The organism is Nocardia sp. NBC_01730 (assembly GCF_035920445.1).
Lineage (GTDB): Bacteria > Actinomycetota > Actinomycetes > Mycobacteriales > Mycobacteriaceae > Nocardia.
Genome location: NZ_CP109162.1, coordinates 5,701,113 through 5,727,231 on the forward strand (window position 1 = coordinate 5,701,113; position 26,119 = coordinate 5,727,231).

Below are 26,119 nucleotides of genomic sequence, written 5' to 3' on the forward strand. Positions count from 1 at the left end.
TCAGGAGGTCATCGTGCCCTGCGATCTCATGCTCATCGCCTACGACGGTTCGGAGAATGCCAAGCGGGCCATCGAATACGCCGGGCGGTTCCTCAGCGCGAATCGGGCGATCGTGCTGACCGCGTGGGAACCCCTGGTGCGCCAGGCCGCACGCCTCTCGGGGCTGTCCGGTGTCATGCAACCGGATTGGGTGCCCGACGACGAGATCGAGGATGTGGCCTACGTCGACGCCCGCACCACCAACACCGAGGGTGTGCTGCTGGCCGAGTTCGCGGGCCTGAACGCCGAGGCGCGCACCGCCGAATGCACGACAACGATCTGGAACGCCATCGTCGAATGCGCCGACGAGTTGGATGCCGACATCATCGTCGCGGGCACCCGCGGCGCCACCGGCATCCGCGCCTTGCTGCACAGCAGCGTCGCCGACGCCGTGCTCAAGCACTGCCACCGACCCGTCCTCCTCGTCCCACCCGGAAAAACCGCGTAATCGGCCGCCGGGTGACACACCATGGCGAGGTCTCCCGCGTGTGCCGCAGCATGTGCCGCTCGTGAGATTTCGGTCGCTCTGGGCGGGGTGTGGAGCGTGGGCGGGGTTAGGGTCGGGGAACTATGGATGGATTCCTGCTCGCTCAGCCCGACAGCGTCGTGCGGGCGTACGGCAGCCGGGTCGCCTTCGACGAAGCGGACCGGGCCGTGGCGGCGCTGCGGGACAAGACCGCGGAGCTGATCGTCGGCGCGCTACCCTTCGATCCGCGTCGTCCAGCCGCGCTGAGCGTGCCCGAACGCGCCGAGCACACGGCAGGCCCCTGGCGGCCCGCCGCACTTCCCGACCTGCCCGTCGTGCAAGTCGTCACCGAGATACCGAGCCCGGCAGAGCATGTGGCGCGGGTGACGAAACTGGTTGAGCAGCTGAATGATTCGGCGCAGCCGCTGCGTAAGATCGTCGCGGCGCGTTCCGTGCTGGCCGAGGCGCGGGCGGCGCTGGACCCGGAACTGGTCGCCGGACATCTGCTGACCAGGCATCCCCACGCGAACGTGTTCACGGTCGACCTGACGCCCGCGGGACGGACTGGAGCGACGCTGGTGGGCGCCACACCCGAGGTGTTGATCAGCCGCCAGAGCGACACGGTCACGCTCCGTCCGCTGGCCGGTACCCTGCCGCGGCGCGCCGACCCGGACGCAGACACCGCGCAGGCCCGAGAACTTTTGGCCAGCACCAAGAACCGGGACGAGCACGCGTTCGTGATCGACTGGATCCGCGAGCGACTCGACCCGGTCTGCTCCGAGCTGTCCATTCCGGACGGCCCGGAACTGATCAACACCCACGAAGTGTGGCACCTCGCGACGCCGATCACCGGACGCCTGCGCAACGCCGCGACCACCGCGCTCGACCTGGCCTTGTTGCTGCACCCGACGCCCGCGGTCTGCGGCACCCCGACCGGCCTCGCGCTCGACACCATCGCGGACATGGAGGAGGACCGCGGGTTCTATGGCGGAGCCGTCGGTTGGTGCGACGCGAACGGCGACGGCGCGTGGGTGGTCGCGATCCGCAGCGCCGAGCTGTCGGCCGACGGGCGCACCGTGCACGCGTACGCGGGCGGCGGCATCGTCGCGGCCTCCGACCCGCAGGCCGAGCTCGACGAGACCACCGCCAAGCTGCGCACACTGCTCGGTGGACTGCACTGCGCGCTGCCCGCACACTGAGGTCGAATTCGGCGCCGTCAAGATCATCCCGGCCCACTGGTCCTGAATTTCTCGGCGTCGAGTGGCGGACGACTGCCGCGAGCCGTGCGACGCACCGATGGGATTCCACGGCCTGAACGAATACAAAGACCGGACGCCCTGCTAGGTTGACCGGGAATGTGCCTGCATCGATGTATTGGAGTGCTCCGATGAAGTTTGCTGTCCCTGGTGTCGCGAGTGCGGTTGCCGGCGCCATGCTGGGCGTGATCGGTGTTCTCCTCATCACCGTGGCGGTGCAGCAGAACTCGCGGCCGGACATCGACCGCAGCGGCGACAAGGACTCTTCCCTGCTGAACACCGTTGAGTACGGCAGCCGCTGAGCTGCTGACCTCCGCTTCCCCTGCCGACTCGCTCGGATCCGCCGCGGCGCCGGGGCAGCACAGCACTGCGCCGCTGGGTAGACGCTGGTTCGCCGCATCCCTCGTCGCGGCATTTCTGCTGACCTTCGCACAGGCGCCCTGGCTCACGGTCGCCGACACGAAATACGACCTGGCACAGAACCCGTTCGGCTTCTTGGAACGCGCGAGCCATCTATGGAGCAGCCAGGCACCGATGGGCCAGGTGCAGAACCAGGCCTATGGGTACTTCTTTCCACACGGCGCGTTCTTCTCGCTCGGGCACGCGCTCGGCATGCCCGCTTGGGCTACCCAGCGGATCTGGTGGGCGCTGCTGCTGCTCGCCGGATTCTGGGGGGTCATCCGCCTCTGTGAAACGCTCGGCATCGGCACGCGCGGGTCGCGCGTCGTCGCGGCGGTCGCGTTCGCCCTGTCGCCTCGGGTGCTGACCACGCTCGGGTCGATCTCGTCGGAAACGCTGCCGATGATGCTGGCACCGTGGGTGCTGCTGGCGCCCGCCGCGCTCGGTATCGCCCATCGCGAGCGGCGACGGGGCGGCGCCACATCGCCCGCGGGCAGCGCGTTGGCGCTCGCACTGATGGGCTCGGTCAACGCGGTGGCGACGGTCGCCGCCTTCCTGCCCGCCCTGCTGTGGTGGGCGGCTGCCTCGCCTGCGCTCGGCCCGGCGCGAGGCTTCGGACGGACTACGTCCGACAGCGCACAACCTGCGGCTGCCTCGCCTGCGCTCGGCCCGGCGCGAGGCTTCGGACGGACTACGTCCGACAGCGCACGATGGGCGTCGTACCACCTGAACCGGCGCTGGTGGCGGTTCACCGCGGCGTGGATTCCGTTGCTTGTGCTCGCCACGTTCTGGTGGGTGGTGCCGCTGCTGCTGCTCGGCAAGGTGAGTCCGCCGTTCTTGGATTACATCGAATCCTCCGGGGTGACCACGCAGTGGGCCTCGCTCGGCGAGGTGCTGCGGGGCACCGACAGCTGGACTCCGTTCGTCTCGCCGGAACGTATCGCGGGCGCGGTACTGGTGACCCAGCCCGCGGCGGTGCTCGCGACCGGGTTGCTCGCGGCGGCGGGCATGGCCGGGCTCGCCCTGCGATCCATGCCGTGTCGCGGCAGGCTCGCCGTGATCCTGTGCGTCGGGCTGGTCGGCATCTGCGCAGGGTACGTTGGCGAGCTGGGCGGGCCGTTCGCGGAATCGGTGCGGGTCTTCCTGGATTCCGGCGGCGCCCCGCTGCGGAACGTGCACAAACTGGAACCGCTGATCCGCATTCCCCTCGTGCTCGGCCTCGCCCAACTTCTTGCCAGGGTTCCGCTGCCCGGCTCGGTGCCCATGCGGGTGTGGCGCGCCGCGTTCGCGCACCCGGAGCGGGATCGCGCGGTCGCGGTCGCCGCGCTGATCCTGACCGCACTGGCGCTGTCCACGTCGCTGGCTTGGACCGCCAAGCTCGCACCGCGCGGTGCCTACGACCGGGTGCCCGCCTACTGGCAGCAGACCGCGGACTGGCTGCGGCACAATGCCTCCGACACCCGCGCCCTTGTGGTGCCCGGCGCGCCGTTCGGCAGCCAGGTCTGGGGACTGACCCGGGACGAACCACTGCAGGCGCTGGCGAGCACACCGTGGGCGATTCGCGACGCGGTGCCGCTGAACCCGCCGGGCACCATCCGCGCGATGGATTCGGTGCAGCGGTTGATCGCCGACGGCAGGCCGTCGGCGGGGCTGGCCGAGACACTGGCCGGACAGGGTATCGGAATCGTGGTGCTGCGCAACGACCTCGATCCCGATACTTCCCGGTCGACGCGTCCGATTCTGGCGCACCGAGCGCTCGACGGCTCCCCCGGCTTGAGCAAGGTCGCCGCGTTCGGCAACCCGATCGAATCGGTGGTGATCGCCGACGGTCTGGTGGCCGACGGCGATCTGCGCCCGCCATATCCGGCGATCGAGATCTATCGGGTGGATACGAGTCCGCCGGGAACGCCCACCGAAGTGCGCGGGGGGACCGGCGCCCCGAACTCGTTCTCCGGCGCCTATACCGTCCCGCTCGGGCAGGTCCCAGTCGTGCAAGGCGGCCCGGAGGTGCTCGAACGACTGCACCGCGATCCGGGAACGACCGAGACTCCCAGCTTGCTCGCCGCGGACGCGGCTCGGGCCGGACTGCCCCTCGGCCCGGTGACGATCACCGATACTCCGATGGATCGCGAGGCCGATTTCGGCCGGGTGGACAACCACAATTCCGCGCTCCGTGCTGCCGACGACGCGCGCCGCACGCACAATCTGGTGCCCGACTATCCGGTGCCCGACACCGAGCTGGTGCGCGGCGAGTGGTCGGGCGCGACGATCACCGCATCGAGCTCGGCCGCGGACGCCACCCAGCTCGGTGGCGCGGCGCCGGGCAGTTCGACCGCGGCCGTGGTCGACGGCGATCCGGCCACCGCTTGGATCAGCAACGGCATCGAGCGCGCACTGGGGCAGTGGCTTCGGCTGGACCTCGACCACCCGATCAAGACCGGACAGCTGAACCTGACCACCAGCTCGGCTGCCATCGGTGACCCGGTCAAGTGGGTCGAGGTGCGCACCGCGAACGGCACCGTCTCGGCCAGGGTGCCCGAACCTGGTGTGCCCGTTTCGGTCTCACTGCCCGCAGGCACGACCGACTGGCTGACCATCACGGCCATCCGCACCGAAAGTGGTTCCCGCGGCGGACAATTCGGCATCAGCGAACTCGCCCTGAACGACTATTCGGTGCGTGATGCGCCGGTCCGCGTCGCTATCCGGCATCGCACGGTGCTGCCGCCCACACCGGCGGGCGCACAGGTCCGCGCATGGGATCTGGGGCAGGAATTCCCTGGCCGCAGTGCCTGTTTCGATTCGCCCGATCGGGTTCGATGCAGCAAGGGCCTCGCGTTGGCTCCGGAGGAACCGGGAACGTTCGAGCGCACCCTGTCTGTGCCGGAGCCGATGTCGGTGACCCCGGAATTGACGGTCCGAACCAGGCAAGGTCCGGCGCTGGAGGCGCTGCTGACCGACGACGGCCGGCCGGTAGCCCGGGGCAAAGCCGACGTCGGCGACCTACGGGGCGCCGCGTTCGCCGCGACCGACGGCGACCCGCGCACGAGTTGGACCGCGCCGGAGGGCTCGGTCCGGGACCTGACCGGTGGCAGGCCGACGCTCACGATCGAACTGCCCGAACCCGCCCTGGTGACCGGATTGGAGCTGACCCCCTCGCTCGGCGGGCTGCCCGCGGCGCCCACCTCGGTGACGGTGAATCTCGGCGACGGCCCTCAGGTGCGTGAGCTGGACGAGCGTTCCCCGGGTGCACCGTCCCGAATCTCCCTGCACCCCACCGTGACCGACCGGATCGAACTCAGCCTGCGCACCTGGACACCGGTGCTTGACCAGACCGCACTCGGCTTCGTGCAGACGCAGCCGCCCGGCCTCGCCGAGGTGGCGGTCCTCGGACCGGACTATCCCGAACCCGCGCCGCTCGACCGCGAGATCACCGTCCCGTGCGCGCTCGGCCCAACCATCAGCGTCGGCGCCCAGGTCCGGCACACCACCGTCACCGCTACCTTCGACGAACTCCGCTCTGGCGCACCGGTTCCAGCCCGAGTCTGCACCGCCGGCGAACGCGTCGAGCCAGAGACCGCGCCCCAGGGCGAATACGCCCTGCCGCAGGGCCGGGTCGACGTAACGGTCGGGCCGACCGACCTGTTCTTCGTGGATCGGCTGCGCCTGAACCGCAGCGAACCGGCGTCCGCGACGCAGGGCAAACAATTTCTGTCGCAAAGCCAAGCCGACGTAACGGTTGACCCCACCGGCCTGTTCTCGGTCGATCCGCTGCGCACGGACCGCACCGAGCCGACCTCCCCCGCACCGCAGCAGTGGGACGCGGACACTCGTCTGCTCGTGCTGCCGCTGAGCACCAATGTCGGTTGGCGTGCGACGGCGACGGATGGACGTGTCCTCGAACCGGTGGTGGCCAACGGCTGGCAACAAGCCTGGCTGCTGCCCATCGACGTCACCGGCCCGGTCACGGTCTCCTTCCCGGCCGACCGCTGGTACCGACTCGGCATCTTCGGCGGCCTGCTACTGCTGCTTCCGCTCGCGGTCCTCGCGATTCCTCGCCGCGCACGGAGGGAGAAACAACCTGCTTCCGACCCCGATCGCGCCGTCGACGCGCAGGAGGAGGAGGAGGAGCTGGGCACGGGAGCGGATTCGGCACCGCGCACCTGGGGCAGATGGTGGCAGGCAGCGGTCGGGCTCGCCGCCGCGACCACGCTGATCGCGGGCCCGGTCGGTACCGTCGCAACGGTGATCGCCTTGGCCGCAACCCGTTTCGCGCCGCACGCTGCTCCGCGCGCACTCGTCGTCGTGGCGGGCGTCGGCACGGCGTTGTCCGCCACCGCGTTGTCCACCGGACCGTGGCGCTCGCCCGACGGTTACATGGGCGGGTCGCTGCTCGTGCAGCTGCCCGCGCTGCTCGCGGTCGTCGCCGTGGGGGTCGCGGCGCTGCCCCGCCGACGAGGCGCAGGCTAGCCCGCGATCCGAAGTCCAGCGCGGAGGGCTGATCGCCGACCGGATATTCCCTCGCGAACGCATCGATTCGGCGTGCGCCGCAAAGGCGCTCGTTGCTAACGTGAGCACGCGTGAATACCTGTGCCGAATGCGGTTTCGTCTACGACTTGGCTTCGGCGGCCGACGTGCCGTCACTGGCGCGGGAGCACGCCGTGGAGTACGCCGACCTGCTCGGCGGCGATCCCGGCAAGCTACGACAGCACAGGGAGCCCGAGGTGTGGTCGCCCTTGGAGTACGCCTGCCATGTGCGGGACGTGCTGCTCGCGCAGCGTGAACGCGTGCTCACCGCCCGCCGCATCGACAACCCGCCCGCGACGCTGATGGGCCGCGACGAACGGGTCGAGCACGATGGCTACGCGGAGCAGAACCCCGCGGATGTGGCCCGACAGATCCGCGATGCCGCGCTGCTGTTCGCGAACGTGCTGGAGCGGCTCGGCGAGGCGGACTGGGAACGCACTCTGATATTCGCCTACCCCGAGCCGCAGGAGCGTTCGCTGCGCTGGCTCGCGCTACACACCCTGCACGAACTGCGCCACCACCTGCTGGACATGCATCGACAGCTGGATGGCTGATGCCGCGGGACCGCCGATCAGGGCGCGGGTTCGATCGCCGGGGCCCGCTTCGTCCGGTCTCTGCCGCGAGCCCAGCGGCGCACCGGCTCCTCGACCAGCGCGTAGCTTGCGGACGCGACGGGAAGGGTGATGGCGACCGTGAGGATCAGGACGTAGCAGAAGTCTCCTTGGAAGGGCAGAATTCCGAACACCGGGAACACGATCGACAGCACCGCGAGGTGCCAGATGAAGATGCCGTAGGACCAGCGTCCGATCGTCGCGGCCAGCGGTGATTCCAGCCAGCGGTGTTGTTTCGACCGACCTGCAAGCAGTCGCCAGCGGTGTTGTTTCGACCGACCTGCAAGCAGTCGCCAGCGGTGTTGTTTCGACCGACCTGCAAGCAGTCGCCAGCGGTGCGGTCGCGCCGCCGGATCCCGTAGCACCAGCGGCGCGAGCAGGGCGAACCCGATGATCGTGCCAAGCCCCATCTTCACCGCGTATTGCCACGGTTCGGCGCGGGCCAGCCCTGCCGGGCCGGCCAGATCGGTCGCCGCGAGCAGGAAAGCGACCGACGCGACTGTCCACATCAACGGCTGGTTCGCCGCGACCTTCCACCAGTTCGATAGCCGCACGCTGGTATCGGCCAGCTCCGCGAGGAGCATGCCCGCCGCGAACCAGGGCAGATAACCGGGCAGCCAGTTGTCGGCGTGGATGGCGTCAGGCGTGGGCACCGGAATGAAGTTCCACACCAGGCTGATCGCCCCGAGCGCGAGAATCACCGGCACCCGCAGGCGCGCCGCGGACCCACGCAACCGGACCAGCGCGAACGCCAGCACGGGCAGCACCAGATAGAAGGCGACCTCGACCGAAAGGCTCCACATCTGGGTCAGCCCGTCGGTGAGTGTCAGTGGCACGAACACCTGCAGAAGCGCCAGATTCGACACCCACACCCGCAGGCCCGCGGTCCCGGCCGCGCTCGGCAGCAGCACCAGCACCGCGCATACCACCACCCAATACGCGGGCAGGATACGCGCGGCGCGATGCCGCAGGTAGTACCCGACCGACGGTGCGCTGCCCAGCCCACGCGCCGCCGCCGCGTGCGGGCGCCACAGCAGGAATCCGGACAGCGCGAAGAACACCGCGACCGCCATGTCGAACCGGCCCCATACCCGGCCGATGACCGGCGTACCCGCGGCGCCGGTCTGAAAAGCGACGTGGGTCAGTAGCACTCCGAGAGCGGCCATGCCGCGCATGCCTTCCAGCGCGGGCACGAACGCGCGCGAGCGCACCCGTTCGGTCGCGGGGGCAGCGATGGACAGAGTCGCGGTCATCAGGCTCCAGTCTGCCTTGCCGATCCACAGGTGATAGGTCGGCGTTTCAGATCTCACGCTAGACTCGGGCGATTTCTCGGTCGTTTCGGCCTCGACGCCGCATGCTACGACATCGGACTGTTAGTGTCGGGGCTCACGAGTGCCGCGGCCTGCCCGCAGTACTCGGCGGAAGGACCTGTGTTCTACGACGAGGAGAGTTTGCATGGCACTGAGTGCCGGTACCAGAAGGACGGTGGCCTGCCTGCTCGTGGGTCTCGGCGCGTTGCTGATCGTCGCCGCGCTGATGATTCCGATCTACACCGTCGGCAAACTGGCGAAAACTCCCCTCGACATCGAGATCACCACGATCGCGACGAACCAGCCGGGTGAGGACAGCCTCGTGCTCGACGCCAAGTCGCTCACCGCGCCGGAGGGGTCGGCGAAGGTCGATACCAATGTTCCCCTGGTCTCGCAGCGGTTCCTCACCGTCGAGGACCCGGCCGACGCCGACGAGATGACGGTGCAGGCGGGCCAGACGCTGCGTCGCATCGACAAGCAGGGCGACACCGGCCTGCTGACCGCGACCATCGACCGGGTGACCATCGACCGCAAGACCGGCATGCCGGTGGACAAGGAGCCCAACGGCTCCATCGCGGTCACCACGACCAAAGAAGGCGAGAACATCGCCGACCCGGTGCAGCACACCGGCCTGCAGTACCGGTTCCCGATCGGCACCGAGAAGAAGAGCTACCCGTACTTCGATCTCAACGCACGCAAGACCTCCGACGCCAACTTCGTCGAAGAAACTGAGATCAACAACATGAGGGTCTACCACTTCCAGCAGTCGGTGCCGGCCACGAGCCTGTGGGACGTGGTGCAGGCGCCGACGAACCGGCTGAGCCTGCCGGCCGCCAAGTGGGGCGTCGAGGGTGGCGAGACCCCGGTCACCATGACCCGGTTCTACACCAATACCCGCGACATATGGGTTGAGCCCAAGACCGGCACGGTGATCAAGGGCAGCGAGCAGATCCACCTCTACTACGCGCGCAGCGCGGACAAGCCGGAGGTCACCGCGCTGAAGTCGCACCTCGTGTTCGACGAGAACACCATCGAATCCCAGATCGCGGTGGCCAAGGAGAACATCGACAAGCTGTCGCTGTACGGCCGGATTATGCCGATCGTGTTCGGCATCCTCGGCGTGATCGCGCTGATCGTCGGCGTATTCCTCGGTATCCGTGGCGGGTCGGCTCCGGCGCCCGCGCGCCCTGGCGGCCGCCCGGGTCAGCGTCCAAGCGGATCGGCTCCGAAGCGCGCCACTCCGAACCGAGGCGCCGACGATGCGCCCACCGAGCAGATCAGGATCACCAAGCAGCCCTGACCCCGCTGAGCAGTACCGATTCGGCTCCCCGCCATCCCGGCTGGGGAGCCGAATTCGTTTCGGGGCTCAGGCTCTGGCCGCCGTCAGTGGATACGCGACCGCGTGTGCGGTCAACCGCCTGGGCGCAGCGGCTCCGCGCGCGTCGTGTGATCGGCGGTGCGCAGGACGATCACGGCGACCAGCAGAGTCGTGGTGGCCGCGACCGACGCGGCCGTCGTGATGAGGGCGGGAACCGAGCGGGCGAACGACACCATCAGCGTGACTTCGACGGCCAGCCCCAACCAGGTGACCACGGCGAGCGCGGTGCGGTCAACGGCGATAGCCGAGAGCATCGCACCCTGTAGCACGGCCAGAAGCGCGCCATGCAGCGCGAACAACCACAGCAGGCCCTGGATCGGCGCGTAGTCCTTGCCCGCGAGCAGTGGCGCGAGCGGCGCGGCGAGCGCGGCGCCGAGCACCGCGACGATGCCGATTCCGCTGAGCACCGCCAGCGCGGCCCTGATCGCGTGCGCCGAGTGGGTCGGCTGGGCCATTCGCGGATAAAGCACGACGCCGACGGCCTGCGGCAGCCAGAACGCGATCTTGGCGGCGATGGTGCCGAGCGCGTAGCGGCTTGCGTCCACGTCGTCGAGCACGATCCGGACCACGATGAGGTCGGCTGACGACAGTGCCATCAGCGCGGCTTGGACCTGGGCGGCCCGCAGGACCGGCAGCACGTCGGCGGCCGCGACCACCTCGCCCTCCCCGGTTCCGGCGCGGACCCGCGATCGTGGTGAACCGGCGGTGGCCCTGGCGAACAGCGCCGCCACCGCGATCCCGCAGGCCGCCGCCCACAGCGCCGGCGCCGCACCGCCGCCCAGCGCCAGTACCACAAGCGCGGGAGCGACCCTGGCGATTCCCGCCACGCCGAGCACGACACCCAAGGCCCGGAACCGTTTGCCGCCCTGCAGAATCCCTTGCTCACCGGACAACAGCACCAGCGCGGGCGCCGCACCGAGTGCCCCGGCGGCCGCGGCCACACCGACGTTCAGCGTGACGGTCACCAGCGGCACCAGGACCGCGGCGACCACGGCGACGATCACCGCGCACCGCCACCGCAACCCGCGCAGCGCCGCCACGCCCGCCCCGCGGACCAGTTCCCTGGCCACCACGTTCTGCAACGCCAGCGCCGGCACCGCACACAACAGCTGCGCCGCCAGCAGACTCGCGAACTCGCTGTACCCGGTGACCCCCAACCACCGTCCGGCCAGCAATTGCAACAGATACCCCGCGACGTTCGCGGTCATCGCCCCTGCTGTGACCAACGTCAGATCCGCCACCATAGGAAACCGACGGGCAGCAGACACGCCGCCCATCGTCCCACCTCGAACCCCCGACTCTCGCCCCGCCCCGCCGGACCTCGGGAGCCGTGTTTGCGCGGACGGTGCGTGGCGGCGAGCCGAATCGACCCGACGCTCGTCTCGCCCCGCCCATACCGACGACGCAGGGCAGTGCGGGCAGGACGTAGGGTGCTCAGGCGTGGACGAGAGCGGTCAGGGGCGATGGGTGGCTGCGGTGTACAGCGCCGTGGGGGCGCTGCTCGTGGCCGGGCCGCTGCTGGGACCGGGGTATCTGCTGTTGCGAGACGCGGTCAGTACACCACGGAGTTATCCGACCGATTCCGCACTCGGGCTGGGCGACGCGGCGCCACGGGCAGTGCCGCAGGATGCCTTGCTCGCGGCGCTGTCGCCGGTAGTGGACGGGGGGCTGATCGTCAAGGTGGTCCTGGTGGTGGCGCTGTGGGCGGCTGCGTACGGGGCGGCGGTGCTCGCGCGGGAACTGCTGCGGGCGTCGATCGGACCGCAGCTGGTCGCCTCGACGGTCGCGCTGTGGAATCCGTATGTGGCTGAGCGCCTTCTGCAAGGGCACTGGAGTCTCTTGACCGGTTACGCGGCGCTGCCGTGGACCGCGTTGGCCGCCTATCGGATTCGTGCGGGGCATCGAGGCAACCGTGCTGCGTGGGGCGCGCTTGCGGGCTCGCTCGCCGCGGCGGGGCTCACGCCGACCGGCGCGCTGCTCGCGGGTTGCACCGCGCTCGTCCTGGTCCGACCGCGGCACCTGCCTGCGACGCTCGCCCTGTGGGTGGCCGCGTCGGCACCGTGGCTGACCGCGACCTTCCTGTCCGGCTCGGGCTCCGAGCCCTCCGATCCCGCGGGTATCGCGGCCTTCGCCGCGCGGGCCGAACCCGGTCTCGGGACGCTGGGCACCTTGATCGGGCTCGGGGGGATCTGGAACTCGGAGGCCGTACCGGATTCGCGCACGACGCCGCTTGCGGCAATCGGGACGGTGCTGCTGTTGGTGATCGTCGCGTTGGGTGTGCGAGCGGTCGCCACCTGTGCCGACGAGCCGGGCGCCAGGCACGTCGGCCGCGCTCTGCTGCTGCTGGCCGCGGTCGCGATCCTGTTTCCCACGCTGGGCGCGACGGCGTGGGGAATGCATGTGCTGGAATGGCTGGTCGCCAATGTTCCCGGCGCGGGCCTGCTGCGCGACACCCAGAAGTACGTGGCCTTGGCCATGCCCGCCTACGCACTGTGCGCCGCGGCGGGATGCGCTCTGCTCGCCCGGCGTTTCCCGGCAGGGACCACGAAGCCCACGACACCCGCCGCCACGCCCGAGACGGCGCGCCCGGCCGTGACGTTCACAGTCGCGGCGGTGTTCGTCGCGCTACTGGTGCTCCCACTGTTCGACCTCGCGTGGGGCGTCGGCGGAGCTGTTCAGGCCGTGGCATATCCGAGCAGTTGGCAGCGGGTCGCCGAAAGAATCGACGATCCTGGCGATGTCGCGGTCCTACCGGGTGGGATGTTCCGGAAGTTCCGCTACAGCGGCGCCGCACCGGCGCTGGACCCGGCGCCGCGCATGCTGCCCGATGACGTGTTGCAGACCGGGGAGCTTCCGGTGCGTGGCCGGACCGTCACCGGCGAGGGAACCCGCGCCGCGGAGGTGGAAACCCTTCTGCTGCATGGTGGTTCGGCCTCGGATCTGGCACGCCTCGGAGTCGGCTGGGTGCTGGTCGAACTCGCCACCCCCGGACCACTCGGCGCGTCGGAGACGACGCTCGCTCAGCTCGAGCCGAGGTACCAGGATCCGGAACTTGCGCTGTACCGCGTGCCCGGCGTCATCGAGCTGCGCGGATCATCGACGACGCACCGCGTCCTCGCCTGTGCGGCCCACTTCCTTTGGGGCGCAATTCTTATCGCCGGCCCGCTGATCGCCCTCGGCGCACGCGCACGATCGCGAGCCCAGAGGTAGCACGGATCATCGACCGCGCCCGTGCCGGAACGGGATTTCGAGCTATTCGGTGAACGGTGCCATTTGGATCATGTGCAGGAAGCCCGCCTTGTTGAGCCAGCGGACCCGGCCTTCGGGCACTGCTTTCGCTTCCGCTTCGAAAGCAGCGATCACGTGTCGCTTGAAGTCGTGGCGTGGGTGGCGGCGCAGTAGTTCCGCGACCCAGTCCTTGTCCAGTTCGGCCAGGCGCGCGCCGAGGACGTCGACCGACGCGCCCGCGGAGACGAAGCCGCCGGGGTCGCTGAGGTTGTCGGCGACGCCGGGGGTGATGTGGGCGGCGATGGCCGCGCCGATCGCGTCGGCGCGTTCACGGGGAGCGCCTGCGCCGAGTGCGAGCGCCACGGCTCGTTCGCCACCGTGCACCGCGAAACACCTTTGCGGTGTGGGATGTTCGAGCTGCAAGTCGTGGAGCAGGCAGGAGACGTATACCAGCTCGTTGTCATAGGCCGCGCCGTCCAGGTCGGCCAGCACCCGCCCGAAGTAGTAGGTCCGGAGCGAATGTTCCAGCACATGTGGGGAAAGGGATTCGCGTGCTTCGGTTTCCGCCGCGACGGACAGGGCGGAATCGGGCAGCCGCAGGCCGGCGAACTCGAGTTTGCCCCGGCCGCGACGGCCCAACGCGAGCCGGACCCGGTTGGGCACCACCGCGGGCAGTGTGCGGGCGGTCTCGACGGCCAGCCTGCGGCGTTGCTCCTTGGACAGTGCGCCACCGGTCCGGGTGGCCCATTCCCAATCGATACTCGTCGGTGCCGCCACGGCGTTCTCCTTCGTTGTCGGACTCGGTTCGCGTTCAGTGAAACGCGCGCTCGGGTCCGCGACGAGTGGCGGATATGCCAGTAATGCTCGGGTCCGTGCCAAAATGGTCCTGATGTAGTGGATCGGGAACTAGAGTTTCGCCTCCACTCAGCGTCCTGCGACCGCGACCGGCTTCGGGCGCGGATCCCGAATTCGACTGCGTAGCAGGATGATCATTATCGCTGTCATGATGCCGGCGGCGAGCAGATAGCCAGCGGTGATCGATGTCGCCCCCATCAGGGGCCCGAATATCAGTGAGGAGAAGAACTGACCGACGAATGCGGCGGTTCCCGACAGCGACGTCGCCTGGCCGCGCTGTGACGCGGGTGGCGTCTCGCCGATAAGCACCGTCACCGCGGGCAGCAGCAGGCCGTAGCCGATACCGAAGAGCGCCGCGGCAGCGAAGATCGGCACCGGGTGACTGCTCACACCCAGCAACAGAAAAGTACCCACCCAGCACGCCACTCCCGTACGCAACACCGTATCGAATCCGGCACGGGCGCGGATCCGCCCGTAGCCCAGACCGATGAGGCTCGACGCGAGCGACAGTAGCGCCATGAACAGTGATGAGAAGACCGGCTCGTGGATCCCGATCTGCGCCAGCCGCTGCGGTACGAACACCACCAGGCTGAACATCATCAGGCCGATGCAGGCCATCAGCGCGTTCCACGCGAGCAGCGTGGGATATCGGCGCAGCAGGTCGAACACGAATACCGGGGTGTGCCCCGAGGGCGGTTTCCGCTCATTCGGCATCAGGAGCAGGGTCGCCACGCCAAGGGGAATCCCCACCAGATAGATAGCGAATGTGGCGTGCCATGAGATCCCGCCCAAGAGCCCGGCGAGCATCGGCCAGATCACCCCGCTCGCAGTCACCGCCGCGGTGCGCCAGCCCATGATTCGATCCTGTCGCGCACCGGATCCCGCGGCCAGCAGGGCCACCGTGGTACCGCTGAAGACCGCGGCAGCGCCGACACCCAGCAGCATACGAGTGAGGATGAGTGCTGGAAAGGAACTGGTCACCAAGCCGGCGCCCCCGGCGGCACCGTACAGCACAAGGCCGGCGCCGAGCGGGATACGCACGCCCCAGCGATCGATCGCCCTGCCCACCAGCGGGCTGGTCACCGCGATCAGGGCGCAGTGCGCCGTGGCAACGAAACCTACTGCGGTGACGCTGATTCCGAACTCGTTGCGGATGAGTTCGAGGACCGGCATGACAATTGCGCCCGCCATCATGCCCAGGGTGGAGGCGAGCAACAGCACCAGCAGCAGACCACCTGATACGCCGGGCTCTGCGCCCGTCGGCGGATCGATCGCGTTTTCCTCGGATGCTTCTGTGGTCATCGCAGTGAAAGGTCCCGTTCCAGATCGTCGACCACGAACATCGGTTCCACCGCAGCGCGGATCTCACGCATCCTGGCAGCGATCGGATCAACGGAATTTGCCTCGATGAACAGGTATGCGGCGGCACCGATGGAGCCCAGTCCGCCGCCGTACACGTCACCCTCGTGGACCCGCACGTCCGCGCGCAGGACCCCGGGTAGATTTTCCAGGTCGGCCTGTGCTGGTACCTTTCGCACCTGTCCCGACGCCAGCGGCACACCGACAACGGCGACAAAGCGGTGGGTACGAGCGCGTGCGCGTGGTGGTTCGCGGTCGACCGCGATATCGACGCCGGCGCGAATCGTGTTGACGCCGAACAGGATCTCCGAAAGCAGCGGAAGCGCGGCGCCGCCTGCTCGACAGGCGATCTCGCCCAGGACGAAATCACCGGCACGGGTGCGGAAGATCTCGCAGTGCACCTGTCCGCTGGTGAGGCCCATGACCTCGATCGCACGCAGGGTCAGAGCCCGCACCGCCCGTGCGGCCGGATCGTCGTCGGGTAGCGCGATGCCTTCCCAGACATTGCCGGTATCGATCGCCTCCAGGACTGTGACGGGGTATTGAGTGGTCAACGTCAGGTACGGCTCTCCCTGCCACACCACGATGTCACAGCTGAACTCCGCGTCGACGTCGATGCAACGTTCGACCAGGAACCCGTCACGGGCGGCGGTCAGCCCGTCGTACACACCGGACGCTTGCAGCATCCGCTCGGAATCTCCGGCCGGAACCCGACCGTCGAACTTGCCCGCGGCAACGAATTCGTCCAGTTGCCGAGCCGAAGTGACCTTTGTGGTGCCCAGCGCACAGAAACCGCGGCGCGGCTTCACGACAACCGGCCACCCGATCTCGGCTGCCACCTGCGCGGCCTCGGCGAAGCTGTGCGCCACCGCCCATCGCGCCACCGGCACTCCGCCCTCACGGAGACGACGCTTCATCACCGCCTTGTCCGTGAACGCGACCGCCTGATCCCAGCTCTGCCCGGGCAAGCCCAGCAGTGAACGCAGGAAACCCGCTGCGGCGACAGTGAGTTCGTCGGTGCCGATGACGCGTGTCACCGGCAGCTTCGCGACCACGGCGGCGAGATCGTTGTAATCGGTCCATGACGCCACCGGATGCAATGGCACATCCACCCCGGCGGCGCGCCAGAGATGTCCGGTCTCGGCCGGAATCAAGAGGTGCACCGGGCCCTCGATCCGCTGGAGGAACAACGCAGCGATGGGGGGCCTCGACGCAACAACAAGAGTAACCACGATTTTGAACCTTTGATGGAGCGAAAATATTCGATACATGCACAATTCACCCCCCCAAGGGCCGATACTTACGGCGCCCGCAACACCTCCAACTGTCGATTGCCAACTATTCGCTGCTAGCTAACTGTGCGCTAGCTATGCGTGATGAAAGCAGAGGTGCGACAGTGTCGCGTGCTTCAGCGAGAGGTCATCGCCGAACACACCCGACGAGCGAGCCGTAGGACACCTGGGCGCCCGTCGAATCAAGTGCCCGGAAACGCCATCGGCCCGAACGCCCAGAGGGGTAACGGATGTCATAGTAGGACTGTAGATCAGATGACCTACAACGCCGGCCGACGCCCCTTCCCACCGCTGGGGCCAGATGGTTGCATTCATGCAGCGAAAGCTCATACCTAACCAGCTGTTAACCGATCCTTTGCTTAAAGATTAATAAAGCGTTAGTTGGCTGTCAGTTCGCGGAGTGTGAAAGATGAGCCCATTCGGGTTCGCAGCCTGCAGGAGAACGGAGGCAACAAGGCCGAAGCCGCCGCAGCGCTGGGGATGTCCCGGGCGACCATCTATCGCAGAGTCAAGGACTTCGGCATCGAGTAGGCATGCTTGCCATAGCGACCACGGAATCCTCGGAGTCGACTGTGCGCCGGTCCGGAAACAGCGTGCTCTGCCGGTGGTGCCATCTGGCAGGAATCCCCGTAGCACTCGGTGTCGTGCCAGACTGGTTTCGATGAAGAAAGTTGTCGCGCTCGCGCTGGACGGCGTCATGACTTTCGACCTGGCCTGTGCCGTCCAGGCGTTCCGGCACGGGCCAGGTAAGACCGGTGAGCCGAGCGGGTTCGAGATGCGGACCTGCGGGCTGCGTCCTGGACCGGTGTGGACGCCCAACGGCTTCGAGTTGCGGGTGGAGCACGGGCTCGAGGCGCTATCGGACGCCGATATCGTAGTCGTGCCAGGGATCGGCATTCCGACGCTTCCCACTCCGCAGGAGGCGCTGACCGCACTGCGGGACGCGGCCGAGCGCGGTGCGACCATGGTGAGCATCTGTGTCGGCGCGTTCGTCCTAGCCGAAGCCGGCCTGTTGGACGGGCGGCCCGCGACCACGCACTGGGCCTACTGCGACGAGTTCGCCGAGCTGTATCCCGCGGTGAAACTGGACCCGACGGCGCTGTACCTGGACGACGGCGACGTGCTCACGTCGGCAGGCCTCTCGGCAGGTCTGGATTTGTGCCTGCATCTGATCCGCAGGGAACTGGGCCCGCACGCGGCGGCGGAACTGGCCAGATGGAACGTGACCGCGCCGCACCGTGAGGGCGGTCAGGCGCAGTACATCCCGGATGCTCTCGGCACACACCAGGCCGGCGGCGGCCTCGCCGCCACGCTCGCCTGGGCCGGCGCCGAACCAGCCGCGGCGGTTGACGTTTCGGCCCTGGCCGCGCACGCACTGATGAGCGAGCGCACGTTCATCCGTCGATTCAAGGCCGAGGTGGGCACCACGCCGCGGCGGTGGCTCGATGCGCAGCGCACCGCGCGTGCCCGCGAGTTGCTGGAAAGCACACAGTTGCCGGTCGAAGTCGTTGCGGCGCAATCGGGATTCGGCAGCGTCACCGCGCTCCGGGTGCACCTGCGGGCAGCGACGGGGACCACCCCGGCGTCGTATCGCCGAGCGCTACGACGCTGACCGACGTGGCAATCCACGGATATCGTTGTGCGACAGCATGTTCGGGCATCGAAATTCGCTTCCCTTTCGCGCCGACCCGACAATGCCGGTCGAGTGGTCGCGAATTCATGTCCGCGAATGGGTTTACCGCGACGCGTCGAGGGGTAAGTACTTGTAGAGGATTCGCGTAGCCATATCTTATGCTTGACGTGTTCTTCGTTCTACGAGCATCCAGTAAGATTGCTGATTGTTAACCGATCGACTGAACTACTTCCCTACCGACATCGGATCCCGCGATTCCCGCGGCGAACGTCGTGATCGACGCGCGAGAGGTGGTTGGAGCATGGCCGATCTGGAGACGGCGGCATCCATTGCCCCGTTGGTTACTGGAGTCGAGTTCGCGACCGCGAGCACGCCGCTGCGACGCGCCGCGGGGCGTCTGCAGTCGGTGCTGCCGCCCGGTTGGCATGTCGAGATCGTCGACGCGCCGAACCGGCCGGACAGCGACGGATCCCCCGTCCTGCGCGTGGTCATGCCGACCGGCTGATCATCCCGTCCAGCCGAGCGGCATGAGCAGCGACTTCTGCTCGCAGAACGAGTCGAGACCCTCCGGGCCGTTCTCCCGCCCGAGCCCGGAGTTCTTGTAGCCGCCGAACGGCGAACTCGGGTCGAAGGCATACCAATTGATCGCGTAGGTGCCGGTGCGCACCCGCGCCGCGATCTCGGCGCCGTGCTCGATGTCGGTGGTCCACACCGACCCCGCGAGGCCGTAGACCGAGTCGTTGGCAATGGCGACGGCCTCGTCCTCGGTCTCGTACGGGATCACCGACAGCACCGGGCCGAAGATCTCCTCCTGGGCGATGGTGGACTTGTTGTCCACGTCGGCGAAGATCGTCGGCTCGACGAACCAGCCGCGGTCAAGACCTTCCGGACGACCGCCGCCGAGCACCAGGCGCGCGCCTTCGGCCTTGCCCTTGGCGATGTAGCCCTCGACCCGGTCGCGCTGGCGTTCGGAAATCAGCGGGCCCAGCAGCACACTCGGGTCTGTCGGGTCGCCGACCTTCATTGTCTTCACGTGTTCGACCAGCGCTTCGAGGAATTCGTCGTACCGACTGCGCGGTGCGAGAATGCGGGTCTGTGCGACGCAGCCCTGCCCGCTGTTCATCAGGCCGGAGAATGCGAGCACTGGGATGTCGGCCGCGAGGTCCATGTCCGGCAACAGGATCGCCGCGGATTTGCCGCCGAGTTCGAGCGACACACTCTTGAGCTGTCCGGTGGCGATCGCGCCGATCTTCTTGCCGACCGCGGTGCTTCCGGTGAAGGTCACCTTGTCCACCCCGGGGTGCGCGACCAGGTATTCGGCCGCGTCGGGTTCGGCGGGCAGGACCGAGAGCACGCCTTCCGGCAGGCCGGCCTCGGTGAAGATGTCCGCGAGCAGGTTGGCGGTGATCGGCGTCAGTGGAGCGGGCTTCAGCACCACGGTGCAGCCCGCGAGCAGCGCGGGCGCGAGCTTGTTTGCCGCGAGGAACAGCGGGACGTTCCACGCGGTGACCGCGGCGACGACGCCGCGCGGCTCGCGGGTGACCCGGGTGGTGCCGAACCCGCCGACGCGGGTCTCGCGCCACGGGAACGACTTCGCCAACGCCGCATAGGCGTCCAGCACGGCGACCGAGGGGAGCTGGTTCAGCGTCATCGCCATCACCTGCGGCGTGCCCACCTCCGCGACGAGGGCGGCCAGGAGATCGGCGGAGCGCTGCTCGATCAGGCGGGCGGCACGGGTGAGCACCTCAGCGCGCTCCTCCGGCGGCGTGGACGGCCACGGGCCGTGGTCGAAGGCGTGACGTGCGGCGTCGACCGCGGCGTCAACATCGATCCGAGTCACCGCGGGGACGCTGCCCACCGCCTCGACCGTGGCTGGCGAGAAGACCTGGACGCGCTCGGCGGTGGCTGGCGCGGCCCAGCGGCCGCCGATGAACAAACTGTCGTAGTGCATGAGAACACGTTACAGTTTTACACCCCGACTGTCTGTAACCTGTTCTAATTTTTCACCCCGGCAACGTCCTGAACAGTGTGAATTCCGACCCCTCGGTTCGCTTTTCGCAGAACGCACTATTGCGTTCTACTGCTGGACAAGGGATGCTGTAGCTACTGATCAGCTCGCTCGATTCATGAACCGATACCGTAACTGGGGAGTCCGAGTCATGGCTGTGCAAGTGATCCGCCGATCGCTGATGACCAGCGATCAGACCGAGCATCAAGCGAAGTCCGTCGGCAGTGGAGGATGGGTGGTCTCCTTCCTACCCGGACGCACCCTGACGATCGAGCAAGCGACCGCGGCCATGCAGGCCGCCGAAGCTGTCGCCGCCGTCCGGACGCTGGCCGATCTGGTCGGGCTCACCCCGCTGGAGACCGTCGGACTCGCCATCCTGGAATCGCCGTGGAGCGAGCCGCTTCGCGCGCCGTACAGTAAGCGGCGCTGGCGTCGCGGATGGCCCGAGCATTAGCTCGGCTAACTTTTAGCTGCTATAACGACCAGGTTGCTCACCAGTAACTCACGCACAGCCGGGATGCGAACCAGCCACCAGGCCCAGCGCGGGTGATATCGGGGAAAGACCGTACGTACGTCGGCGGGAGTGCGCGCCGCCCAACGCAATCCGTCCGCGGCGCGCACCGCGAACAGTGAGGTGCCGAACCGGTTTTTCGGCTCCCGTCCGTGCTTGCGCCGATACCGCCGCGCGGCATATTCGCCGCCGAGGTAGTGCCACGGTCCGGTCTCGTGCCCGCCGAACGGTCCGTGCCACACCGTGTACGACAGCACGATCAGCCCGCCCGGCCTGGTTACCCGCACCATCTCGTCGGCCATCAACCAGGGGTGCGACACGTGCTCGGCGACGTTCGACGAGAAGCAGATGTCCACCGCCTCGTCGCGGAACGGCAGCGCCATCCCGGATCCGCGGACCGCACCCGCCACCGAGAGCCCCGCGGCGTGCATCTCCGAGGGGTCCGGCTCCACCGGGATGTAGCGCGCACCCGTCCGAACGAACGCGTCCGCGAAGTAGCCCGGTCCGCCGCCGACGTCGAGGATCGTGGCGCCGTCCAGCGACCGGCCGGTGAGGTCGGCGTAGAAGTCTGCGATCATTGTCGTGCTGTCGGCGGCAAGGCCGCCGTAGAACAGCGCGGGATCGGTCTGCTCGAACCGGAAACTGCCGAGCAATCGCAGTGATCGGCGCAGGGTCGCCCGACGGGCGAACCGGGGCGAGTTGCCCCACGTGGGCACTGTTTCGGCTTTGAGCACGGCGCAGAGTTTCGCACAACCCCGATGGTCGGCGTTCTGGGCGGGTGCTCGGGTTAGGGTGTACCGCGACATCCGACACTCCCCACCCGACCACCTGACCGAGAGAAGCTCCACCGTGCGCGAAGTCCTCCTGCTCTGCTGGCGTGACACCGGGCACCCACAGGGTGGCGGCAGCGAGCGGTACCTCGAGCAGGTCGGCGCGCAGCTCGCGGCACGCGGGGTCAAGGTCACCCTGCGCACCGCCCGTTACCCAGGGGCGCCGCGGCGGGAACGCATCGACGGCATCGACATCAGCAGGGCGGGCGGACGCTACACCGTGTATCCGCGCGCGCTCGCCGCGCTCGCGCTGGGCAGACTCGGCTTCGGCCCGATGCGCGGCGTGCGCCCCGACGCCGTGATAGACACCCAGAACGGCATCCCGTTCTTCGCCACCGCGGTCACCAGGGCGCCGTCCGTGGTGCTGGTGCACCACGGACATCGCGAGCAGTGGCCGGTGGCCGGGCGGCTCGTCGGTCGGATCGGTTGGTGGATCGAGTCGCGGCTGTCGCCGCGCGTGCATCGAGGCAACCAATATCTAACCGTTTCGCTGCCTTCGGCCGAGGAACTGGCCACCCTCGGAGTGGATCGTTCACGCATCGCAGTGGTCCGCAACGGAGCCGAACCGGTTCCAGTCGACGCGCCCACCGGCGCCGCGGAAACGCGCACAACCGCACCGACCGTCGTGGTGCTCTCACGCCTGGTGCCGCACAAACAGATCGAGGACGCGCTCGCTGTCGTCGCCCGGCTGCGGGACCGCGTTCCCGGCCTGCGCCTCGACGTGATCGGCGACGGCTGGTGGGCCGACAACCTGAAGGACAACGCCCACGAGCTCGACATCGCCGACGCTGTCACCTTTCACGGCCACGTCGACGAACGCCACAAACACGAACTGCTCGCCCGTGCGTGGGTGCACGTGCTGCCCTCGCGCAAGGAGGGATGGGGACTCGCGGTGATCGAGGCCGCCCAGCACGGCGTGCCGACCATCGGTTACCGGAGCTCGCGCGGGCTCACCGATTCCATCGTCGACGGCGCGACCGGCATCTTGGTCGACGACGTCACCCAATTGGCCGCTGCCGTCGGCGATCTGCTCGACGATCCGGCGATGCGCACAGTCATGGGAGAGAAGGCCCGCGCACGCGCACGCGAATTCTCCTGGGAGCAGACGGGAAACGGCGTCTACGAGGTCCTGTCCGCCGTGGCCGGTGGCGAGCCGATCGCGGGCTTGATCGCGCCACGCCCAGTCGACTGATCCGCAGACGAGCCGCCGGCCTTATCGGTCGCGTGTGACTCCTCGACTACCGCCTGGACAATGCCATCTACCGCGTACGAATTGCGAGGATTGTCGGTTATGCTTCGACGCACCACTCGTGATGGCGGTTGCACTTTATTCCTCCGAGAATTCTCACAACCTCGGGCAGGAGCCCGTCGTGTCCGACTCACTACAACGCCGCCATGCGTTCTTTGCCGGCCGTACGGTCTACGAGTCGGCAATTGCCGCAGTAAGCTACGGGTCACGCCGGGCACGCATATGTGTCCACGGTCTCAGATTCTGTCGTGATGCATTGCCATACAGCCGCTTTCGTACACTTCCGGTAGATGTCGTAGACCGCTTCTCTGATGGGAAGTTCGATGGACAACGAAAATCGTTTCCGTTAAATTACCTTCCTGAAGTCGAGAGCTCAGTGGACGGTGCGGATAGCAAATGAGGTTCGTCGGTGTGGTGCGTACGGATGATTCGCACCCACGATCGGCGCAAGGCTCATTTACGAACCGACCGAGACTGCGCAGTCAGTGCATATCAGAGATAAGGGCCTACATGAATAAAGTCACCCGCGCTACCGTTATTGCCTTGACGGTTGTGAGTGCCGTGGGAATTGGGTCCGCTACGGCGGTGGCCGGGCCGGCGATGCCGGACGGGCGCACATTGAGTACCGAGATCGTGCCGGGGGTGCAGTACACCAGCAACACTCTGGACCAATCCGTGGTCATCGAGACCGGGATATCCACCCTCATCACTCAGGGCGGACAGTTCCAGGTGAAGGACGCGACTGGCAACACAGTGGCCGGCGTGGCGTCTTTCGCGGTCGAGCCGAAGGCCCTCGAAGCCGTGCAGGCTCCGGCGGAAGTGAAGGCGGCTGCGCAAGCCGCGACGCCGGATATGCATCTCGACGAAATCGGCGGTGATCCCCGCACCGAGCGGTTCGACGCGGCGATACAGGCCGCTGTCAACGAGTTCCAGATGGCCACCTCGATCGGAACTCTGGCTGGTGGCGCGATCGGCGTGGCCGTCGGCTGCGGTGTCGGTGCTGTGGCCGGTGCGGTCTTCGGGGCGCCCATCCTCGATGCCGCAGGCCTCACCGTCATCGCAGGCTGCCTTGCCGGTGCCGGTCTGCTCGGCGGGCTGGGTGCCATCGTCGGCGCCGCGGTGCTCGGTATCCCGGTGGGCATTGCCTCTGCGATCAAGTTCCAGAACACCATGAACCAGCCGTACGACGAGGAAAAGCCGGCCGGCGACAAGGAGTGAGGTTCCGACTCGGCCTCCGCCACGGGAAAAAGCCTGCCGCGCAATAGAAAACCGCCCGCACCATCTGCCAGATGGTGCGGGCGGTGCTAGTTTTGGAGGAGTGTCAGCCCAGACGCTGCTTCAGCGCTTCGAACTCGTCACGCACACCGGAAGGCAGCCTGTCGCCGACGAACTCGAACCATTCCTCGATCAGCGGGATCTCCTTGCGCCACTCGTCGGCGCTCACCACGAGCGCCTCGTCGACATCCTCGGCGTCGACGTCGAGTCCGTCCAGGTCGAGTTGCGCGGCGGTGGGCACATTGCCGATCGCGGTCGCCTCGGCGTCGGCCGAACCCTCGATGCGTCCGATGATCCACTCCAGCACGCGGGAGTTCTCACCGAAGCCCGGCCACAGGAACCGGCCGTCGGCGCCGCGGCGGAACCAGTTGACGTAGAAGATCTTCGGCAGCTTCGCGGCGTCCGCGTTCTTGCCGACGTTGATCCAGTGACCCAGGTAGTCGCCGACGTGGTAGCCCATGAACGGCAGCATGGCCATCGGGTCGCGACGCACGGTGCCGACCTTGCCCTCGGCGGCGGCGGTCTGCTCCGAGGACAACGTGGCGCCCATGAACACGCCGTGCTGCCAGTCGAAGGACTCGGTCACCAGCGGGACCGTGGTCTTGCGGCGGCCGCCGAACAGGATCGCCGAAATCGGCACTCCCTGCGGGTCGTCCCACTCGGGAGCCAGGGTCGGGCACTGCGCCATCGGCGTGCAGTAGCGCGAATTCGGGTGGGCGGCAAGCGTTTCGGTCTCCCGGAGGTACCAGTCGTTGCCCTTCCAGTCGATCAGGTGGTCGTGCTCGCCCTCCAGACCTTCCCACCAGACGTCGTCGTCGTCGGTCAGCGCGACGTTGGTGTAGACGGTGTTGCCCGCCTCCATGGTCGCCATGGCGTTGGGGTTGGAGCTGCGGTTGGTACCCGGCGCGACACCGAAGAAGCCGAACTCCGGGTTCACCGCGTAGAGGCGGCCGTCCTTGCCGAAACGCATCCAGGCGATGTCGTCGCCCAGGGTCTCCGCCCGCCAGCCCGGCACGGTCGGCTGGATCATCGCGAGGTTGGTCTTGCCGCAGGCGCTCGGGAACGCGGCGGCGATGTAGTAGGCCTTGTTCTCCGGGGAGATCAGCTTGAGGATCAGCATGTGCTCGGCCAGCCAGCCCTCGTCATGGGCCATCGCCGACGCGATCCGCAGCGAGTAACACTTCTTGCCCAGCAGTGCGTTGCCGCCGTAGCCGGAGCCGTAGCTCCAGATCTCCCGGTCCTCGGGGAAGTGGGTGATGTATTTGGTGTCGTTACACGGCCACGGCACGTCGGGCTGGCCCTCGTCCAGCGGCGCGCCAACGGAGTGCAGCGCCCTCACGAACGGCTTGTCGGTGCCGAGCTTCTCCAAGGCGGCGGTACCCATGCGGGTCATCACACGCATCGACACGACGACGTACTCGGAGTCGGTGATCTCGACACCCAGCTTCGGATCCTCGGCGCCCAGCGGGCCCATACAGAACGGCACCACGTACATGGTGCGGCCCTTCATCGAGCCGCGGTACAGCTCGATCATCATGGCGCGCATCTCGGCCGGGTCGACCCAATTGTTGGTCGGGCCCGCATCGGCCTCGGTCTTGGAACAGATGAACGTGCGGGATTCCACCCGGGCGACGTCGGAGGGGTCGGAGAGCGCGAGGAAGGAGTTCGGCTTCTTCTTCTCGTCCAACCGCTTGAACGTCCCCGCCGTGACGAGCTGCTCGGTCAGCCGGTCCCATTCCTCGTCCGAACCATCAGCCCAGACCACTCGCTCCGGCTGAGTGAGTTCTGCGACTTCCAGTACCCAGGCGAGTAGTTCGCTGTGCTCGGTCGGCGCCTTGCCGTCGGATCCACGAAGACCAGGAATGGTCGCTGAGGTCATGAAAAACTCTCCTGAGA

Annotated in this window: 20 protein-coding genes and 1 pseudogene; 13 read left to right on the forward strand and 8 right to left on the reverse strand. The window is 67.8% G+C overall.

Features of this window, described 5'->3' with window-relative positions:
* Positions 1–13 precede the first annotated feature (13 nt).
* The 5 genes from OHB12_RS23800 (at position 14) to OHB12_RS23820 (ending at position 7,238) form a co-directional block, all read left to right on the forward strand.
* A complete protein-coding gene (locus OHB12_RS23800; protein WP_327110800.1) occupies positions 14–487 on the forward strand; it encodes a universal stress protein in 474 nt (157 codons plus the stop codon).
* A 122-nt stretch (positions 488–609) separates the two neighbouring features.
* A complete protein-coding gene (locus OHB12_RS23805) occupies positions 610–1,704 on the forward strand; it encodes an isochorismate synthase (RefSeq protein WP_327110801.1) in 1,095 nt (364 codons plus the stop codon).
* A 188-nt stretch (positions 1,705–1,892) separates the two neighbouring features.
* Positions 1,893–2,063 carry a DUF2613 domain-containing protein gene (locus OHB12_RS23810; RefSeq protein ID WP_327110802.1) on the forward strand — a complete coding sequence of 57 codons (171 nt, stop codon included), beginning with the start codon at positions 1,893–1,895 and terminating at the stop codon, positions 2,061–2,063.
* A gap of 4 nt (positions 2,064–2,067) precedes the next feature.
* Positions 2,068–6,627 carry an alpha-(1->3)-arabinofuranosyltransferase domain-containing protein gene (locus OHB12_RS23815; protein ID WP_442800125.1) on the forward strand — a complete coding sequence of 1,520 codons (4,560 nt, stop codon included), beginning with the start codon at positions 2,068–2,070 and terminating at the stop codon, positions 6,625–6,627.
* Between the two features lie 191 nt (positions 6,628–6,818).
* Positions 6,819–7,238 (forward strand): DinB family protein, encoded by a 420-nt coding sequence (locus OHB12_RS23820; RefSeq protein WP_442800126.1) that lies wholly within the window; start codon positions 6,819–6,821, stop codon positions 7,236–7,238.
* A gap of 17 nt (positions 7,239–7,255) precedes the next feature.
* Here OHB12_RS23820 and OHB12_RS23825 read toward each other — a convergent pair whose 3' ends face one another.
* Complete coding sequence (locus OHB12_RS23825) at positions 7,256–8,548, reverse strand: acyltransferase family protein (RefSeq protein ID WP_327121373.1); 1,293 nt, start codon at positions 8,546–8,548, stop codon at positions 7,256–7,258.
* A 202-nt stretch (positions 8,549–8,750) separates the two neighbouring features.
* On the opposite strand from OHB12_RS23825, the gene OHB12_RS23830 reads away from it, so the two are divergent.
* Positions 8,751–9,905 (forward strand): porin PorA family protein, encoded by a 1,155-nt coding sequence (locus tag OHB12_RS23830; RefSeq protein ID WP_327110805.1) that lies wholly within the window; start codon positions 8,751–8,753, stop codon positions 9,903–9,905.
* Positions 9,906–10,015: 110 nt separating this feature from the next.
* Here the strand turns inward: OHB12_RS23830 and OHB12_RS23835 are convergent, their stop codons facing one another.
* Positions 10,016–11,260 carry a polysaccharide biosynthesis protein gene (locus tag OHB12_RS23835; protein WP_327110806.1) on the reverse strand — a complete coding sequence of 415 codons (1,245 nt, stop codon included), beginning with the start codon at positions 11,258–11,260 and terminating at the stop codon, positions 10,016–10,018.
* Between the two features lie 163 nt (positions 11,261–11,423).
* Here OHB12_RS23835 and OHB12_RS23840 point away from each other — a divergent pair, with 163 nt between their 5' ends.
* Positions 11,424–13,193, forward strand: a complete 1,770-nt coding sequence (locus OHB12_RS23840) for a hypothetical protein (RefSeq protein ID WP_327110807.1) — start codon at positions 11,424–11,426, stop codon at positions 13,191–13,193.
* A gap of 42 nt (positions 13,194–13,235) precedes the next feature.
* On the opposite strand, the gene OHB12_RS23845 is transcribed toward OHB12_RS23840, so the two are convergent.
* From OHB12_RS23845 to OHB12_RS23855, 3 genes are all read right to left on the reverse strand, one after another.
* Positions 13,236–14,069 (reverse strand): phosphohydrolase, encoded by an 834-nt coding sequence (locus OHB12_RS23845; protein ID WP_442800127.1) that lies wholly within the window; start codon positions 14,067–14,069, stop codon positions 13,236–13,238.
* 66 nt (positions 14,070–14,135) lie between these two features.
* Positions 14,136–15,368, reverse strand: coding sequence for an MFS transporter (locus tag OHB12_RS23850; protein WP_327110809.1), 1,233 nt, complete (start codon positions 15,366–15,368; stop codon positions 14,136–14,138).
* Positions 15,365–16,657 carry an ATP-grasp domain-containing protein gene (locus OHB12_RS23855; RefSeq protein WP_327110810.1) on the reverse strand — a complete coding sequence of 431 codons (1,293 nt, stop codon included), beginning with the start codon at positions 16,655–16,657 and terminating at the stop codon, positions 15,365–15,367. Before OHB12_RS23855 ends, OHB12_RS23850 begins: the two co-directional genes overlap by 4 nt.
* A gap of 483 nt (positions 16,658–17,140) precedes the next feature.
* Between OHB12_RS23855 and OHB12_RS23860 the strand changes: the two are divergent.
* The 3 genes and pseudogenes from OHB12_RS23860 to OHB12_RS23870 form a co-directional block, all read left to right on the forward strand.
* Positions 17,141–17,248 (forward strand): annotated as a pseudogene (locus tag OHB12_RS23860) (helix-turn-helix domain-containing protein); the annotation flags it as partial.
* Between the two features lie 130 nt (positions 17,249–17,378).
* Positions 17,379–18,329 (forward strand): GlxA family transcriptional regulator, encoded by a 951-nt coding sequence (locus OHB12_RS23865; RefSeq protein WP_327110811.1) that lies wholly within the window; start codon positions 17,379–17,381, stop codon positions 18,327–18,329.
* A gap of 322 nt (positions 18,330–18,651) precedes the next feature.
* Positions 18,652–18,855, forward strand: coding sequence for a hypothetical protein (locus OHB12_RS23870; protein ID WP_327110812.1), 204 nt, complete (start codon positions 18,652–18,654; stop codon positions 18,853–18,855).
* On the opposite strand, the gene OHB12_RS23875 is transcribed toward OHB12_RS23870, so the two are convergent.
* Complete coding sequence (locus OHB12_RS23875) at positions 18,856–20,301, reverse strand: aldehyde dehydrogenase (RefSeq protein WP_327110813.1); 1,446 nt, start codon at positions 20,299–20,301, stop codon at positions 18,856–18,858.
* Positions 20,302–20,509: 208 nt separating this feature from the next.
* Between OHB12_RS23875 and OHB12_RS23880 the strand changes: the two genes are divergently transcribed.
* Positions 20,510–20,812, forward strand: coding sequence for a hypothetical protein (locus OHB12_RS23880; RefSeq protein ID WP_327110814.1), 303 nt, complete (start codon positions 20,510–20,512; stop codon positions 20,810–20,812).
* A 5-nt stretch (positions 20,813–20,817) separates the two neighbouring features.
* Here the strand turns inward: OHB12_RS23880 and OHB12_RS23885 are convergent, their stop codons facing one another.
* Positions 20,818–21,603 carry a class I SAM-dependent methyltransferase gene (locus OHB12_RS23885; protein ID WP_327121375.1) on the reverse strand — a complete coding sequence of 262 codons (786 nt, stop codon included), beginning with the start codon at positions 21,601–21,603 and terminating at the stop codon, positions 20,818–20,820.
* 115 nt (positions 21,604–21,718) lie between these two features.
* Here OHB12_RS23885 and OHB12_RS23890 point away from each other — a divergent pair, with 115 nt between their 5' ends.
* Both OHB12_RS23890 and OHB12_RS23895 read left to right on the forward strand, forming a co-directional pair.
* Positions 21,719–22,891 (forward strand): glycosyltransferase family 4 protein, encoded by a 1,173-nt coding sequence (locus OHB12_RS23890; RefSeq protein WP_327110815.1) that lies wholly within the window; start codon positions 21,719–21,721, stop codon positions 22,889–22,891.
* 675 nt (positions 22,892–23,566) lie between these two features.
* Positions 23,567–24,166, forward strand: coding sequence for a hypothetical protein (locus OHB12_RS23895; protein ID WP_327110816.1), 600 nt, complete (start codon positions 23,567–23,569; stop codon positions 24,164–24,166).
* 103 nt (positions 24,167–24,269) lie between these two features.
* Here the strand turns inward: OHB12_RS23895 and OHB12_RS23900 are convergent, their stop codons facing one another.
* Positions 24,270–26,102 carry a phosphoenolpyruvate carboxykinase (GTP) gene (locus tag OHB12_RS23900; protein ID WP_327110817.1) on the reverse strand — a complete coding sequence of 611 codons (1,833 nt, stop codon included), beginning with the start codon at positions 26,100–26,102 and terminating at the stop codon, positions 24,270–24,272.
* Between the last annotated feature and the right edge of the window lie 17 nt (positions 26,103–26,119).